Annotated in this window: 17 protein-coding genes; 8 read left to right on the plus strand and 9 right to left on the minus strand. The window is 66.4% G+C overall.

Annotated features, from left to right (window positions below; genetic code table 11):
* Window positions 1–47 precede the first annotated feature (47 nt).
* Window positions 48–1,004, minus strand: a complete 957-nt coding sequence (gene rlmF, locus C8E02_RS11045) for a 23S rRNA (adenine(1618)-N(6))-methyltransferase RlmF (RefSeq protein ID WP_245961128.1) — start codon at window positions 1,002–1,004, stop codon at window positions 48–50.
* 361 nt (window positions 1,005–1,365) lie between these two features.
* On the opposite strand from rlmF, the gene C8E02_RS11050 reads away from it, so the two are divergent.
* Window positions 1,366–1,809 (plus strand): carboxypeptidase regulatory-like domain-containing protein, encoded by a 444-nt coding sequence (locus C8E02_RS11050; RefSeq protein WP_120810810.1) that lies wholly within the window; start codon window positions 1,366–1,368, stop codon window positions 1,807–1,809.
* An 18-nt stretch (window positions 1,810–1,827) separates the two neighbouring features.
* Here the strand turns inward: C8E02_RS11050 and C8E02_RS11055 are convergent, their stop codons facing one another.
* The 7 genes from C8E02_RS11055 to C8E02_RS11080 all read right to left on the minus strand — a co-directional run bounded on the left by C8E02_RS11055 (window position 1,828) and on the right by C8E02_RS11080 (window position 5,946).
* A complete protein-coding gene (locus C8E02_RS11055) occupies window positions 1,828–2,760 on the minus strand; it encodes a GlxA family transcriptional regulator (protein ID WP_211329224.1) in 933 nt (310 codons plus the stop codon).
* Window positions 2,761–2,768: 8 nt separating this feature from the next.
* The gene (locus C8E02_RS17250) at window positions 2,769–3,422 is read right to left on the minus strand and encodes a hypothetical protein (RefSeq protein WP_147424487.1); all 654 of its coding nucleotides are present in this window, start codon (window positions 3,420–3,422) and stop codon (window positions 2,769–2,771) included.
* A gap of 26 nt (window positions 3,423–3,448) precedes the next feature.
* On the minus strand, window positions 3,449–3,646 hold the full coding sequence (locus tag C8E02_RS11060) for a DUF1737 domain-containing protein (RefSeq protein ID WP_047965661.1): 198 nt from the start codon (window positions 3,644–3,646) through the stop codon (window positions 3,449–3,451).
* A gap of 18 nt (window positions 3,647–3,664) precedes the next feature.
* A complete protein-coding gene (locus tag C8E02_RS11065) occupies window positions 3,665–4,126 on the minus strand; it encodes a GNAT family N-acetyltransferase (RefSeq protein WP_120810812.1) in 462 nt (153 codons plus the stop codon).
* 10 nt (window positions 4,127–4,136) lie between these two features.
* Entirely contained in the window at window positions 4,137–5,030 is an 894-nt protein-coding gene (locus tag C8E02_RS11070) for an EamA family transporter (protein WP_120810813.1), read from the minus strand.
* 120 nt (window positions 5,031–5,150) lie between these two features.
* Complete coding sequence (locus C8E02_RS11075; protein ID WP_120810814.1) at window positions 5,151–5,384, minus strand: DUF1272 domain-containing protein; 234 nt, start codon at window positions 5,382–5,384, stop codon at window positions 5,151–5,153.
* The gene (locus C8E02_RS11080; RefSeq protein WP_120810815.1) at window positions 5,377–5,946 is read right to left on the minus strand and encodes an isochorismatase family protein; all 570 of its coding nucleotides are present in this window, start codon (window positions 5,944–5,946) and stop codon (window positions 5,377–5,379) included. The genes C8E02_RS11075 and C8E02_RS11080 overlap by 8 nt, the downstream gene beginning before the upstream one ends.
* 234 nt (window positions 5,947–6,180) lie before the next feature.
* Here C8E02_RS11080 and C8E02_RS11085 point away from each other — a divergent pair, with 234 nt between their 5' ends.
* The 5 genes from C8E02_RS11085 (at window position 6,181) to C8E02_RS11105 (ending at window position 9,848) form a co-directional block, all read left to right on the plus strand.
* Complete coding sequence (locus C8E02_RS11085) at window positions 6,181–6,663, plus strand: hypothetical protein (protein WP_170152144.1); 483 nt, start codon at window positions 6,181–6,183, stop codon at window positions 6,661–6,663.
* A 38-nt stretch (window positions 6,664–6,701) separates the two neighbouring features.
* On the plus strand, window positions 6,702–7,421 hold the full coding sequence (locus C8E02_RS11090) for a response regulator (RefSeq protein WP_120810817.1): 720 nt from the start codon (window positions 6,702–6,704) through the stop codon (window positions 7,419–7,421).
* On the plus strand, window positions 7,418–8,533 hold the full coding sequence (locus C8E02_RS11095; RefSeq protein WP_120810818.1) for an ATP-binding protein: 1,116 nt from the start codon (window positions 7,418–7,420) through the stop codon (window positions 8,531–8,533). Before C8E02_RS11090 ends, C8E02_RS11095 begins: the two co-directional genes overlap by 4 nt.
* Before the next feature lie 106 nt (window positions 8,534–8,639).
* Complete coding sequence (locus C8E02_RS11100; RefSeq protein WP_170152145.1) at window positions 8,640–9,341, plus strand: EF-hand domain-containing protein; 702 nt, start codon at window positions 8,640–8,642, stop codon at window positions 9,339–9,341.
* Window positions 9,342–9,416: 75 nt separating this feature from the next.
* Window positions 9,417–9,848 (plus strand): DUF411 domain-containing protein, encoded by a 432-nt coding sequence (locus C8E02_RS11105; RefSeq protein WP_120810820.1) that lies wholly within the window; start codon window positions 9,417–9,419, stop codon window positions 9,846–9,848.
* An 89-nt stretch (window positions 9,849–9,937) separates the two neighbouring features.
* On the opposite strand, the gene C8E02_RS11110 is transcribed toward C8E02_RS11105, so the two are convergent.
* Window positions 9,938–11,464 carry a fumarate hydratase gene (locus tag C8E02_RS11110; RefSeq protein WP_120810821.1) on the minus strand — a complete coding sequence of 509 codons (1,527 nt, stop codon included), beginning with the start codon at window positions 11,462–11,464 and terminating at the stop codon, window positions 9,938–9,940.
* A gap of 140 nt (window positions 11,465–11,604) precedes the next feature.
* Between C8E02_RS11110 and C8E02_RS11115 the strand changes: the two genes are divergently transcribed.
* A complete protein-coding gene (locus tag C8E02_RS11115) occupies window positions 11,605–12,375 on the plus strand; it encodes a type 2 periplasmic-binding domain-containing protein (protein ID WP_120810822.1) in 771 nt (256 codons plus the stop codon).
* A gap of 174 nt (window positions 12,376–12,549) precedes the next feature.
* Window positions 12,550–15,051, plus strand: a complete 2,502-nt coding sequence (locus C8E02_RS11120) for a cation-translocating P-type ATPase (protein WP_120810823.1) — start codon at window positions 12,550–12,552, stop codon at window positions 15,049–15,051.
* Window positions 15,052–15,076: the final 25 nt, after the last annotated feature.

Here is a 15,076-nt window from a genome sequence, read left to right on the forward strand (position 1 = left end):
GGCAGCGCCGGCGGGGTTTTTCATGTAGCGCTGACCGCGGCCAGGCTTCAGCCCTGCCAGCGCTCCTCGCGCCACTCGGCCATCGCCGCGTTGTCGAGGAAGGTCCACGCCACGAAACGGCTGATCTTCTGCCCCTGTGCCATGTTGACGGTCTTGACCTGTTTGGCGCCCAGCTTGCGCAGCTGGCGGTACAGCTCGTGCAGATGCGCCTCGCGCGACACCAGCGAGGTGAACCAGCAGCACTGTTCGGCAAACTCGCGGCTCTCCTGCGCCATGGTGCGCAGGAAGGTGACTTCGCCGCCGTCGCACCACAGCTCGGCATGCTGGCCGCCGAAGTTCAGCACCGGCTTGTCCGGCACCTCGCCGGTGAGGTTGGTGACCTTGCGCCGCGACACCGCCTCGGCTTCTTCCGCCGAGGCATGGAACGGCGGGTTGCACAGAGTGACGTCGAAACGGTCCTTGCGCTGGATGACGCCGGCAAACACCTTGTTCGCCTCCGGCTGCAAGCGCAGCGTCAGCGCGCCGGACAGCACCGGGTTGAAATCGGCAATCGCCTTCGCCGCTTTCAGCGACACCGGATCGATGTCGCTGCCGACAAAGCGCCAGCCGTACACGCTGCGGCCGATGATCGGGTACACGCAGTTGGCGCCGACGCCGACGTCGAGTACGTTGACGCGCGGCGGCACGGTGCCGCCATTGCAGGCGGCGAGCAGGTCGGCAAGATGATGGATGTAGTCGGCACGGCCCGGGATCGGCGGGCACAGGTAGCCCGGCGGCAGATCCCAGAAGCCGATGCCGTAATAGTGCGCCAGCAGCGCGCGGTTCAGCGCCTTGACCGCGGCCGGATCGGCAAAGTCGACACTGTCGTCGCCATAGTCGTTGGGACGCACAAAAGCGGCCAGCTCCGGCAGGCTGGCGATCAGCGCCGCGAAATCATAGCGTTGGCGATGCGCATTGCGCGGGTGCAGACCGGCTTTGCCGGTTGGTTTGGGTGTGGCTATCATGAGGTATACCGCAAAAACAATGGCCGGATTGTACGGGGTTATCGTGCCGGCTGCAGGATTGCCGGCACCACACCAGCGTCAACCTCGGCAGGTTGACGACCATTGCGGCCAACCTTGGCCGCCCAAGGGGCGGATGCGGCCAGACGCCACAATACATGTGCGCCACCGCACCGACATGACACCCCGCGTGTCGCACTCTTGTACTCAATTGCGAGCCTGAACGCGCCCCTCTCCGAGTTGGCGCTGGCCGCACACCCCATCGCTACCGCTAGCTGCCTGCACAAGCAGGTAAGCGGCTGGCAACGCCAGCGCCGCGCGGCGGCGACAAGAGCGGGCGCCCTGCCCGCAAGGAGTCTTGATCATGAACACCATCCACTCACAACAGTATTCAGCGCTGATGCTGGGCTTGCTGCTCGGGCTGGCCCCGCTGGCGCTGCACGCAGAAGACACCATGCCTGCCACGCTGCAGGCCGCGAATCTGCAAATACAGCAGCAAAACGGCATCGCCTATCTCAGTGGCGGCGTCGGCCAGGACGAATCGCAGGCCATCAAACAGAGTGCCGGCTACAGCCTGCACCTGACCTTCTCCGAAGGAGCCGGCCAGTATGTGGTCGGCGTCGATGTCGACATCCGCACCAGCAAGGGACAGCCGGTGCTGTCGCTGCAACAGGTCGGGCCACTGCTGTATGCCGACCTGCCGGCCGGCAGCTATCGGGTGGACGCCAGCTATATGGGCATGCGCCAGCAGCGCAACGTGCAGCTGGGCAACCACGGCACGCGCAGCCTGAACTTCAACTGGCGCTAGCGCCAGCCAGCCCCGCACTCAGGCCAGCTGACCGGGATTGACGCTCTCGAACTTGTGCCACACCCGCCGCATGTCGCGCGCCGAGGCAAAACCGGCGCCTTCGGCGGCGCGTTCCACCGCCACGCCCTGCTGCAACAGCTGGCGCACCACCGCCACCCGCAGCCGCTGCTGGTATTCGACGATGCCGACGCCGGCCTGCTCGCGGAACAGCCGCGTCAGATGGCGCGGGCTGAGATGGACGCGCTCGGCCAACGCCTCCACCGGCCAGCGCAGCGCCGGATCGCGCGCGATCAGGTCCTGCGCGCGGTGCACCGCCGGGTGCAGGTGATTGCGGAACGCCAGCCACGGCGACAGCTGCGGATCGTCGCCGGCGCGGCGGCTGTACAGCACCATGCGTCGCGCCACGCGGGCGGCGATGTCGGCACCGGCGTGGCGCTCGATCAGCGCCAGCGCCAGATCCATGCCGGTGGTGATGCCGGCCGAGGTGGCGATGTGGCCGTCCTCGACAAACACGCGGTTGTCCAGCACCCGCGCCTTCGGCGCCAGCGCCGCCAGCTTGGCGGTAAGGCTGTGGTGGGTGGTGCAGGCGCGGCCGTCGAGCAGCCCGGCCATGCCGGCCAACAGCGCACCGGAGCACACCGTCGCCAGGCTCACCTGCGGCGTGATGTGCTGCTGCAGCCAGTCGATCAGCCGCTGCGCCGCCGGCGTGGCGTAGTCGGCATCCTCGTCCACCGTGCCGCACAGGATCACCAGGCTGCCATCGGCCAGTGCCTGCGGCAGCGGCGCGATCAGCGACGTGAGCCCCAGCGAGCTGACGCACTCCGGCTCTGGTCCGGCAACGTGCAGGCGAAACGGCGCACCCTCGTCGATCGCCATGCGCAGCGCCTCGGCCGGGCCGACGAAATCCAGCGCCAGATAGCGCGGGGTAAGCAGGAAATAGACGTTCTTCACCAAAACCCCTATTTATCAGAATTTAAATTTGCAAAAATAGTTAACTTTCCAAAAAACACCATTTCCATTATTTCAAAACCAGAAAAATCAAAAACATTACATCTAAAAGTGCCGCCATTAACCTCTTCAGATCGCTTAACATTAATATCTGCAACATTATTAGAAACTGACTGGTAGAATTGATCGCACGGAAAGAAAATTTCTATCAAACCATCATTGGGATAAATATTTTCCGTCATAAACCAATACATTCCACGACATATTCGCCCCAATGATTTTTCACAAAGATTACGATCAAATACAGCACCAAATTTCCGACCAGAAACAGCTCCACCATCAGGAAACCACTCGGAAATACTTTCAAAAAATTCATTTGAAATTCTTGAATTTTTTTGCAAAGTCTTCCCAAATGACTCAATTAATTCATCTTGGAAATCTCTATACTCTCCAGTCGAAAGTCCAATAAATAATTTCAAAACTTCATCACTTACTTTCCCCTCTGCATTACAGGATTCACATGCAGGAACTGCATTAAATCTATATCGCGCAGAGGTTCGCTCGGCCACCGAATAAATGCTGATTGGAGGAATATGATCACCTTTCTTACCATACGGCGGTAATTTTCCACACAAAACACAGAAATCGCTCTTTTTCTTTATCACAAAATAATCCCTAGCAATATTTCAGCTTACAACTCCCCCAGCCGGATCTCCGGCGCATACTCGCCATCGACCTCTTTTACGATCGCCTGCGCCGCGATCACCCGTTCGCCGTTGAAGGTCAGCGCCGGGTTGCCGTGCAGGTGCCAGCCGCGGTTGAGCGCCTCGCTGACGCGGTGGCAGAAGGCGGCGTCGTCGGGGCCGGTCAGCAGTCGGTACAGTTTCATAATCGCGTCCTTCGGGAGTTAAAAAGTCTGGCGATACACCACAAAGCCGGTATCGCGCGCCACGCGGTCATACAACTGGCGCGCGGCATGGTTGCCGTGGTGCGTATGCCAGTACAGGCTGGGGCTGCCGGCCTGGCGCGCCGCGTCGGCCACGGCGGCAATCAGCTGGCGGGCCACGCCCCTGCCCCGTGCCTCGGGCACGGTAAATAGGTCTTGCAGGTAGCAGGCGTGGTGCGGCATCAGCGTATTGCGGTGAAAGAGATAGTGCGCCAGACCCAGCAGTTGCCCGCCCTGCCAGGCCAGTAGCGCATGGACCGGCTCGGCCGGATCGAGAAAGCGCTGCCAGGTGAGCCGGCTGATGGCGGGCGGCAGCGCGCTGGCGCCGTGGCGGCCGTAAAAGGCGTTATAGCCGTCCCATAGCGGTAGCCAGGCGGCAAAATCGTCCGCACCGGGCGGACGCAGGGTGAGGTCGTTTGCCATGCGGCCAACCTTACGCCGGCTGCGGTTTGCGCAGCAAGGCCAGCAGCCGCGGACCGAACATATTGATGGCCAGTCCGGACACCAGCACCACGCCGCCGGCCAGCTGCCAGAAGCTGAGGCGCTCGCCCAGCACCAGCGCCGAGGACAACACCCCCACCAGCGGCACCAACAGCGAATACGGCGCCACCACGTTGGCCGCATGGCGCGACAGCAGCTTGCTCCACTGGCCGTAGCCGAACAGGGTGGCGATCAGCGCCAGATAGCCGATGGCGAACAGGCTCTTGCCGCTGAGCACCTGCGCCCAGTCGATACTGGCCGACTCGAACATGGCCGACAGCGCGAAGAACGGCACGATCGGTGCCAGGCTACCCCACACCACCAGCCCCAGCATGTCCGGCTGGTAACCGGCGCCGACGATGCGGCGCACCACCACATTGGAAAACGCCCAGCAGGCGGCGGCGCACAGGGTCAGCACAAAGCCGGCCAGCGGCAGGCCGGCGGCGCCGAGGCCGCCGATCAGGTACAGGCCGCAGCCGCCGACCACCAGCCCGCCCAGCTGCCAGCCGCTGAAGCGCTCACGCAGCCAGGCCATGCCGATCAGCAGGGTGAAGAAGGCGGACGACTGCAGCACGATGGAAGCGAGGCCGGCCGGCATGCCCAGTTTCATCGCCGAAAACAGGCAGGCAAACTGCCCCAGCCCCATGGTCAGGCCATACAACGCCAGCCAGCGCCACGGGATGTTGGGGCGGCGCACGAACAACAGGCCGATGCCCGCCGCCGCGGCAAAGCGCAGCGCGCCGAGCAGGAACGGCGGCACGCCGGCCACGCCCCACTTGATCACCACGAAATTGAAGCCCCACACCGCGACGATGGCGAGGGCGATCAGTCGGTCTTGCCAGTTCATGGCCTTTGCTCCTGCGAAGTTGTGCCCGGCCACCGCGGCGGCCGGGCGGGTGAACCCGGTCTGTTACCTTACGCCACCGATGCCAGTGGCAACAGCAACAGTGTGTTCACGATTGCACGGCTACAGCTGGCGCGGCTTGACCACGCGCTGGCTGCTGGCCGGGTTGGCCGCCAGTTTCGCGCCCACCCGCCGCGGCCGCGGCCGCAGCTCGCCGCCGCAATTGGGACACAGCTGGTGCAGCTTTGCCGCGCAGTCGTGGCAGAAGGTGCACTCGAAACTGCAGATCAGCGCCCGCTCGCTGTCGCCGGGCAAGTCGGTATCGCAGGCCTCGCAACCGGGGCGCAGTTCAAGCATGGCACACCTCCTCCGCGTCCAGCCGTGCCAGCACGCTGTCGACGCTGTGGATCTCGGCAAAGCGGCCGGCCAGCACCAGCTCGGTGCGGGCGATGATGTCCTCCGGGCTGTAGACGCGGCCGCTGACGGGATGGGTCATGGCAAAGGTCAGCGTCGCCTCCGACACGTAATCGACGGCAAAGCCGAGATCGCTGCCGACGCGGGTGGTGGTTTCGCAGCACTGCTCGCTGCGGATGCCGCTGACGATCAAGCGGTCGATGCCGCGCGCCGCCAGCCACGCCTGCAGGCCGGTATCGGTAAACGCGTTGTGCACGTGCTTGGTAAAGGTGACATCGGCGCCGTCCGGCAGCCACGCCATCGGCCGCACCAGGCCGGAGGCGGCACCGAACGGGCCGTCACCCTCCTCGTGCAGCACATGCACCACCGGCAGACCGCGCGCACGGGCGCCGGCGATCAGCGCCAGCAGCTTGTCGCGAAACGCGGGCAAGGCAGCGGCATCCCAGTACGGGCGTTGCAGGAAGGAATCCTGGACATCAATCACAAGCAGGGCGGAACGGGACATGGCAGCTTCCTTGGTAGTGGCAGGGGAACAACGCCATTGTGGCTGCGGCCAACGTTGGCCGCGAGGCGTAAAGCCGACCGGCTGCGGACCGATTGCGCCATCAGCTTGTTACGGCGGCGCGACTGTGTCAGCCCCGATACAAAGCCGACAACGCACCGACACGGCGGCGGCGGACACTGCAGGCTGTGGGGATGCCCCCGTCACCTGTCCCCGTCACTTGCCAAGGAAGCCATGATGCAACGCCCTGCCCTGCCGCGCCTGCTCGCCACCCTGCTCTGCCTGACCGTGCTGCACGGCGCGCTGGCGCAGCTGCCGCCGGCCGCTCCGCCGCCCCACCAGAGCGGCGCCCATCACCCGCGACCGGGCCTCGGCGGCCAGCTGGAGCCGCTGCTGCCCTATCTGCAACTGGACGCCAGACAGCAGGCGCTGTGGCTGAAGGCCGACATCGCCGAACTCAGCGAGCAGGCCACCCGCCGCCAGGCGCGGCAACAGGCGCAGCTGACCCTGCGCCGGCAGCTGGAAAACGGCAGCAGCAGCCTGTCGGCGGCGCTGCGCGCCAGCGTGGCGGCCAGCGACAGCGCGGCCAACCTGCCCGCGGCGTGGCTCGCCTTCCTCGACAGTCTCGACCCGCAACAGGCCAGTCTGGTGCGGCAATGCCTGCTGGCGCACATGAACAGCGAACTTGCCGCGCCGGCGGCGCCGCAGGATCAGCCATAATCACGGCTGCTCACCACCGAACCGAAACGGAAGCCCGCATGACCAGCCCCGCCACCCGCCTGTTGATTGTTGACGATGATCCGGAGATCCGCAGCCTGCTCGGCCAGTACCTGCAGGCCTACGCCATGCACTGCACCTGCGTCGGCGACGGCGTGGCGATGCGCGCGGCGCTGGCCGAACAGCGCTTCGATCTGGTGATCCTGGACCTGATGCTGCCCGGCGAGGACGGCCTGGCGCTGTGTCGCCAGATCCGCAGCGAGGGCGAGCTGCCGATCATCATGCTCACCGCGCGCGGCGAGGCGACCGACCGCGTGGTGGGGCTGGAGCTGGGCGCCGACGACTACGTGGTGAAGCCGTTCGACCCGCGCGAGCTGGTGGCGCGCATCCACACCGTGCTGCGACGCAGCCTGCGCAGTGCCGCCGGCGGCAGCGCCAATCCGCAGCAGGACGTGCACTTCGACGGCTGGACGCTCAGCCACCTGAAGCGCGAACTCACCACCCCGCAGCAGCTGCTGGTGCCGCTGTCGAACGCCGAATACCGGCTGCTGTGCACCTTTCTGGAACGGCCGCAGCGCATCCTCAGCCGCGAGCAGCTGCTGGACGCGGCGCGCGGACGCACGGTGGAGGCCTTCGACCGCAGCATCGACCTCTTGGTATCGCGCCTGCGCCAGAAGCTGGGCGACGACCCGAAAGCGCCGCGCCTGCTGAAAACGGTGCGCGGCGAGGGTTACCTGTTTGACTGCAAGGTACGCCAATGAAACGCCTGATTCCCGATACCGTCTTCACCCGCCTGTTCGGGCTGGTGGTGGCGGCGCTGCTGACCACCCATCTGGTGATGACCAGCCTGCTGCTGTTTTTCGGACCGCACTTTTCGCGCGACGAGCCGCCGCCGCGCCCGCCGCTGGAGCGTACCGCCCCCGGCACCAGCCTGCGGCCAACCCTGGCGCCCGGCGACGCCGCGCGACAGCCACCGCCGCCACCGGACAATCGCAACCGCTTTCCGGCACCGTTCTGGCTGGCACAGCTGGTGACGCTGGCGATCATCGGCCTGCTGGCCTGGTACGGCGCACGACGGCTGGCGCGCCCCATCCAGCAGCTGACCCAGGCCGCGGCGCGGCTGGGCGACAATCTGGAGGCACCGCCAATCGAGGAAAGCGGGCCGCAGGAAACGCGGCAGGCGGCGCGGCTGTTCAACCGCATGCAGGACAAGCTGCGCCAGCAGATGGCGGAGCGCAGCCGTTTCCTCGCCGCGGTCTCGCACGACCTGCGCACGCCGCTGACCCGCATCCGCCTGCGCAGCGCGCAGCTGGACGACACCGCGCTGCAGGCCAGGCTGGGCAAGGACATCGACGACATGACCGCGATGCTGGACGCGACGCTGGCCTACCTGCGCGACGAGTCGCAGCAGGAAAGCTGGCAGATGCTGGACATCACCGCGCTGTTGCAGGTGCTGGCCGAAGACGCGCAGGAACAGGGCCACCACGTCAGCGTCGACGGCCACGCCGACAGCCTGCTGACGCTGCCGGGCAGCCTGCGCCGCTGCCTCGACAACCTGCTGGAAAATGCGCTGCGCTACGGCGAGCGCGCCGACATCCACCTGCAGCAAACCGGCGATACGGTGGGCATCGAGATCCGCGACCACGGCCCCGGCATTCCGGAAAACCGCATGAGCTCGGTATTCGAGCCCTTCGTGCGGCTGGAAGAATCGCGCAACCGCCACACCGGCGGCGTCGGCCTCGGCCTCGCCATCGCCCGCGACGCGGCGCGGCGCATGGGCGGCACGCTGACGCTGCACAATGCGCCGCAGGGCGGCCTGATCGCGCGCCTGACCCTGCCGCGCGACGCGCACGGCGCTTTGTATCAGCTTTGATACAAAGCGGATAAATGGCGTTGACACACTGCCTATAAATTGTCATCACCCGCAGCAGTGCCGCATGGCCGGCGGGGATTCCGCAGGCGAGACGAGGAGCATGACAATGAGCAGCGCAATCAGCAGTGTCGGCAGCAGCTACCTGCCCGGCATGAGTGGCATGGGTGGCGGTCCGCGCGCGATGAAACGCCCGGACGGCGAGCAGATGGCCAGCGAGATCTTCAGCAAGCTGGATACCGACAACCAGGGTTATCTCGAAGCCAGCGATTTTGGCAGCGACAATGAAGACCTGTTCAGCGCGCTGGACAGCGACAGCGACGGCAAGGTCAGCAAGAGCGAGCTGAGCACACGTCTAAAAGAGCTGGCGGAAGAACTGGACAACCAGTTCAACGCCATGCGCAGCCAGGGCATGGGCGGCATGATGATGGCGGGCGGCATGCAGGGTATGCCACCGCCACCGCCCGCCGGCGGCGAGGACGACGCCGGGCTGGAACAGGAGCAGTTGTCGGCGATGGCTGCCGACGCCAGCGAGGCCGGCGACAGTGTGGCGGCGGCCCGCTTCGCCGCGCTGGCAGAAAACTTCGACAGCGCCGACAGCAACCAGGACGGCAAGGTCAGCTTCGCGGAAAGCATCGCCTACGAAGAGGCACAACGCGGCAGCAGCGGCAGTGACAGCGAAAACAGCAGCGTGGCCAGTGCCGACAGCGAGCAGGATGGTCGCATCATGATGCGGCTGATGGCGATGCTGCGCGCCTACAGCAGCGACGACGACAGCAATAGCGGCAGCAGCGTGCAACTGACCGCCTGACCACGACGGGAACCAGTGACGCCGGCCAGGGTCTGTCACTGGCCACCTGCCCCCCTATTCCCGACGAGGCTCCCCATGCTGATCCGATCCCTGTTCCGCGCCGGCACCCTGCTGGCGCTTTCCCTGCCGGTGCTGGCCGCGCCGGTCGCCACCCTGTTCAAGGCCCCCAACTGCGGCTGTTGCAGCAAGTGGGCCGAGCACATGGCCAGCCAGCAATTGCCGCTGCACAGCGAAAACCGCAGCGACATGGCCGCGATCAAGGACAAGCTGCAGGTGCCGGACAAGCTGCGCTCCTGCCACACCGCCAGCATCGGCGGCTACGTATTCGAGGGCCACGTGCCGGCCGACCTGGTGCAGAAAGTACTGCGCGAGAAACCGGCCATTCGCGGCCTGGCGGTGGCCGGCATGCCACAGGGCAGCCCCGGCATGGAAACCGGCGTCAAGCAGCCCTACCAGGTGATGGCGTTTGATGCCAAGGGCAAGCAGTGGGTGTACGCCACGCGCTAAGCCGTCGGCAAACCCATGAAAAACCGCCTGCCCCCATAACGGGGACAGGCGGTTTTCCTGTTTGCGGCCAACGTTGGCCGCAACCCGCATCAGGCGGTGGCGACCGGAATCTTGCCAATCTTGACGCGCCATTCGGCCGGGCCGGTGTTGTGCACCGAAGTGCCACAGGAGTCCACGGCCACGGTCACCGGCATGTCCTGCACGTCGAACTCGTAGATGGCTTCCATGCCCAGGTCTTCGAAGCCGACCACTTTCGAGGCCTTGATCGCCTTGGACACCAGGTAAGCCGAGCCGCCGACCGCCATCAGGTACACCGCCTTGTTGTCGCGGATGGCGTCGATCGCCGCCGGGCCGCGCTCGGCCTTGCCGATCATGCCCAAGAGGCCGGTCTGCTCCAGCATCTGGCGGGTGAACTTGTCCATGCGGGTGGCGGTAGTCGGGCCGGCCGGGCCGACCACTTCGTCACGCACCGGGTCCACCGGGCCGACGTAGTAGATGAAGCGGTTGGTGAAGTCCACCGGCAGCTTCTCGCCCTTGTTCAGCATGTCGATCATGCGCTTGTGCGCGGCGTCGCGGCCGGTCAGGATCTTGCCGTTGAGCAGCAGCACGTCGCCCGGCTGCCAGCTGGCCACTTCTTCCGGGGTGATGTTGTTCAGGTCGACACGCTTGCCGTTGCTGGTGTCGTAGGTGATTTCCGGCCAGTCTTCCAGCTTTGGCGTTTCCAGGTGCGCCGGGCCGCTGCCATCGAGATGGAAGTGGATGTGGCGGGTGGCGGCGCAGTTCGGGATCATCGCCACCGGCAACGATGCCGCGTGGGTCGGGTAGTCGAGGATCTTCACGTCCAGCACCGTGGTCAGGCCACCCAGGCCCTGCGCGCCAATACCCAGCGCGTTCACCTTCTCGAAGATTTCCAGGCGCAGCGCTTCGACCTTGCTCAGTTCCGCGCCGCTGGCGGCTTTCGCCTTCAGCTCGTGGATGTCGACGTGGTCCATCAGCGATTCCTTGGCCAGCAGCATCGCCTTTTCCGGTGTGCCGCCGATGCCGATACCGAGGATGCCCGGCGGACACCAGCCGGCGCCCATGGTCGGCACGGTCTTGATCACCCAGTCCACGATGCTGTCGGACGGGTTCAGTGCGTAGAACTTGGACTTGTTCTCCGAGCCGCCGCCCTTGGCGGCACAGATCACTTCCACGCCGTCGCCTTCGACGATCTCGAAGTGCACCACCGCCGGGGTGTTGTCCTTGGAGTTCTTGCGCAGGCCGGCCGGATCCAGCAGCACCGAGGCGCGCAGCTTGTTGTCCGGGTTGTTGTAGGCGCGACGCACGCCTTCGTTGACCATTTCCTGTACCGACAGGGTGCTGTCCCACTGCACCTTCATGCCCACCTTCAGGAACACCACGGCGATACCGGTATCCTGGCAGATCGGGCGGCGGCCTTCGGCACACATGCGGCTGTTGATCAGGATCTGCGCCATCGCGTCCTTGGCGGCAGGGCTTTCCTCGTGCTGATACGCCTTGTACAGCGCGTCAATGTAATCCTTGGGGTGATAGCAACTGATGTACTGAAAAGCATCGGCGATGCTCTGGATAAAGTCTTCCTGACGGATGATAGCCATTGATGTGTTCTCCAGCGTAGCGGCTGTGGGGATAACCGCCCCATTTTAGGGACTTACGCTGCGCTGCGCCATGCTGGAATGCTTGAAGATTGCCCGGCTTGCGTTCATGCTGCCGTTTGTCAAAAAATCATCAGGGCATCATGATGCCGCGCCCGCTGTTATCGCTGTTGCTGTGCCTGCTGTTGCTGTCCACTCCGGCCACGGCGGCCGTCATCCACGCCGTCACCACCGAATTTCCACCGTTCCAGAGCGAGCAGCCGGCACCGTGGGGGCTGGCGCTGGAAGCAGCACAAGCGCTGGCGGCGCGCAACGGCGATACGCTGGCGGTGCAGTTCCTGCCGTGGCCGCGCGCCTACCAGATGGCGGAAACCACGCCCGGACTGCTGATCTTCTGCCTTGGCCGCACGCCGCAACGCGAAGCGCGCTACGGTTGGATCGGGCGCATCGCCAGCGGTGACGCCAGACTGTGGCGCCTGGCCGACCGCCCCGAGGTCAACCCCGCCACGCTGCAAGAAGCCCAGCGTTGGCAGCTGGGCGTGACCGCGCGGGACATGAAGGCGGACTACCTGCTGCAACAGGGCTTTGCCTACGAGCGCAACCTGCAGCAAAGCAGCGACGACCTGTCCAATATCCGCAAGCTGTACGCCGGCCGCATCGACCTGCTCCCGTTCTCCAATCATCTGGTGCTGGCCTGGCGGACACGCGAACTGGGCCTGGACCCGCGCCTGCTGCAGCCGGTGCTGCCGCTGCCGGCACTGTCCACCCCGCTCTACCTCGCGTTCAGCCCCGGCTCCGCGCCGCAACTAAGCCGCCGTTATGCCCGCCTGTTCCGCCAGCTGCAGCGCGAGGGCGTATTCGACCGCCTGCGCCAGCGGCTGCAATTGCCGCGCGAGACGCTGCCCGGCGACTGAGCCGTTTCCGGCACTTCTTGCACTCCCTGCATTCCCTGCATTCCCCACGCCTGCGGTAAGCCGTCCACCGGCGCCATCCGCCAAAAGCGAACGCCTCTCCCTACCGCCAGTCGCGGTGCCGACTGCTATAACCGCTATACGCACCCCTGCCCTGTTTCCCCTGCCGGAGCCGTCATGAGCGAAGCCCTTCCCCGCGGACTCAGCCACAGCGTCGCCCGCGCCCGGCTGGCCGCCGAAGGCGCCAACGAGCTGGGTACCGAGCAGCGCCGCAGCCTGGCCGCCATCGCCGGCGAGGTGGTGCGCGAGCCGATGTTCCTGCTGCTGCTTGGCGCAGGTGCCATCTATCTGGCGATGGGCGACGCGCACGAGGCGCTGATCCTGCTCGGCTTCGTCGCCATCATCATGACGGTCACCATCGTGCAGGAGCGGCGCACCGAGAACGCGCTGGAGGCGCTGCGCGACCTGTCCAGCCCGCGCGCACTGGTGATCCGCGACGGCGAGGCACAGCGCATCGCCGGGCGCGAGGTGGTGCGCGACGACATCCTGATCCTCAGCGAGGGCGACCGCATTCCGGCCGACGGCGTGGTGCTGCAGGCGCACGAGCTGGCCACCGACGAATCGATGCTCAGCGGCGAATCGGAGCCGGTGGCCAAGTTCGGCCAGCGCGAGCCGGCCTACGCCGGCACGCTGGTGGTGCGCGGCCAGGGCCTGCTGCAGGTGTGCGCCACCGGCCAGCACACCGAGCTGGGCCGCATCGGCAAATCGCTGACCACCATCGCCGTCGAAGCCTCGCCACTGCGCGACGAGATCGCGCGGCTGACGCGGCAGCTGGCGCTCTTGGGCGTCGGCCTGTGCCTGCTGCTGGCGCTGCTGTACTGGCTGCTGCGCGACAGCTGGCTGGACGCGCTCTTGGCCGGCATCACGCTGGCGATGGGCATCCTGCCGCAGGAATTCCCGGTGATCATGATCGTGTTCCTGGCGCTGGGCGCGCGCCGCATCGCCAGCCACCAGGTGCTGACCCGGCGCCTGAACGCCATCGAGACGCTGGGGGAAACCACGGTGCTGTGTGTCGACAAGACCGGCACCCTGACGCAGAACCGCATGGCGCTGGCGGCGCTGGCGGTGGACGGCCAGCTGCTGGACACCGGTGAGCTACCCGGCGGCGAGCTGCCGGAGGCCTACCACGAGCTGCTGGAATACGCGGTGCTGGCCAGCGAGATCGAACCGCACGACCCGATGGAGCAGGCCTTCCACCACTATGCACGCACCTATCTGGCCGATACCGAACACCTGCACCCGGCGTGGTCGCTGGCGCGCGAGTACGAGCTGTCGCCGGCGCTGCTGGCAATGTCGCACCTGTGGCGGCAGGATGGCGACGACGACGACGTGGTCGCCACCAAGGGCGCACCGGAGGCGATTGCCGAGCTGTGCCACCTGCCGGACGCGGCGCGCGCGCGCCTGATCGCGGACGCGGCGACGCTGGCCGACCGTGGCCTGCGCGTGCTGGGCATCGCCAAGGCACGGCACAGTCTGCACCAGGAGTGGCCGTCGCTGCAGCATGATTTCGACTTCGAGCTGCTCGGACTGGTCGGCTTTGCCGATCCGCTGCGCCCGGAGGTGCCCGCCGCCATCCGCGAGTGCCAGCAGGCCGGCATCCGCGTGCTGATGATCACCGGCGATCACCCGCACACCGCGCGCGCCATCGCCCGCCGGGCCGGCATCGCCAGCCGCGGCACGCTGACCGGCAGCGAGCTTGCGGCGCTGGGCGACGATGCGGCCAACCTTGGCCGGCAGCTGGCCGGCATCAACGTGTTCGCGCGGGTCACGCCGCAGCAGAAGCTGGCCATCGTCAACGCGCTGAAGGCCGCCGGCGAGGTGGTGGCGATGACCGGCGACGGCGTCAACGACGCGCCGGCGCTGAAGGCGGCGCACATCGGCATCGCGATGGGCAAGCGCGGCACCGACGTGGCGCGCGAGGCCGCCGCGCTGGTGCTGCTGGACGACGACTTCACCGCCATCGTGACCGCGATCCGCCTCGGGCGGCGCATCTTCGCCAACCTGCGCCAGGCGATGAGCTACACGCTGGCGGTGCACGTGCCGATCATCGGGCTGTCGATGCTGCCGCTGCTGTTCGGCATGCCGCTGATCCTGGCGCCGATCCACATCGCCTTTCTGGAACTGGTGATCGACCCGGCCTGCTCCATCGTGTTCGAGGCCGAGCCGGAACGGCCGCAGCAGATGCAGCAGCCACCGCGCCGCGCCGGCGAAACGCTGCTGTCGCGGCCGCAACTGCTGCTGGCGCTGGCGCAGGGCGCGCTGGTGCTGCTCAGCTGCGGCGTCGCCTACGCCGTCAGCCTGGCGGTGGCGCTCGACGACGCCACCGCGCGGGCGCTGACCTTCATCGTGCTGGTCAGCGCCAATGCGCTGCTGATCCTGCCCAACCGCTCGGCGCAGAGCGGCTGGCAGGCGCTGTTCGGTGGTCTGTCGGCGGTGGCGGCGTGGGTACTGGGCGGCACCCTGCTCAGCCTGCTGCTGATCACCAGCATCCCGGCGCTGGCTGGCGCCTTCGGCTTCGTGCCGCCGGCGCCTGCGCTGTGGCTGGCGGCATTTTCCCTCGGCTGCGCCACCCTGCTGCTGCTGGAAGGCAGCAAGCGCGTCGCCGCCTGGCGGCGCTGAAAGCGACCGCCAGTTCAGCCTTGTT

It is taken from the genome of Vogesella indigofera (assembly GCF_003633895.1).
In the GTDB taxonomy this organism is placed as follows: Bacteria; Pseudomonadota; Gammaproteobacteria; order Burkholderiales; family Chromobacteriaceae; genus Vogesella; species Vogesella indigofera.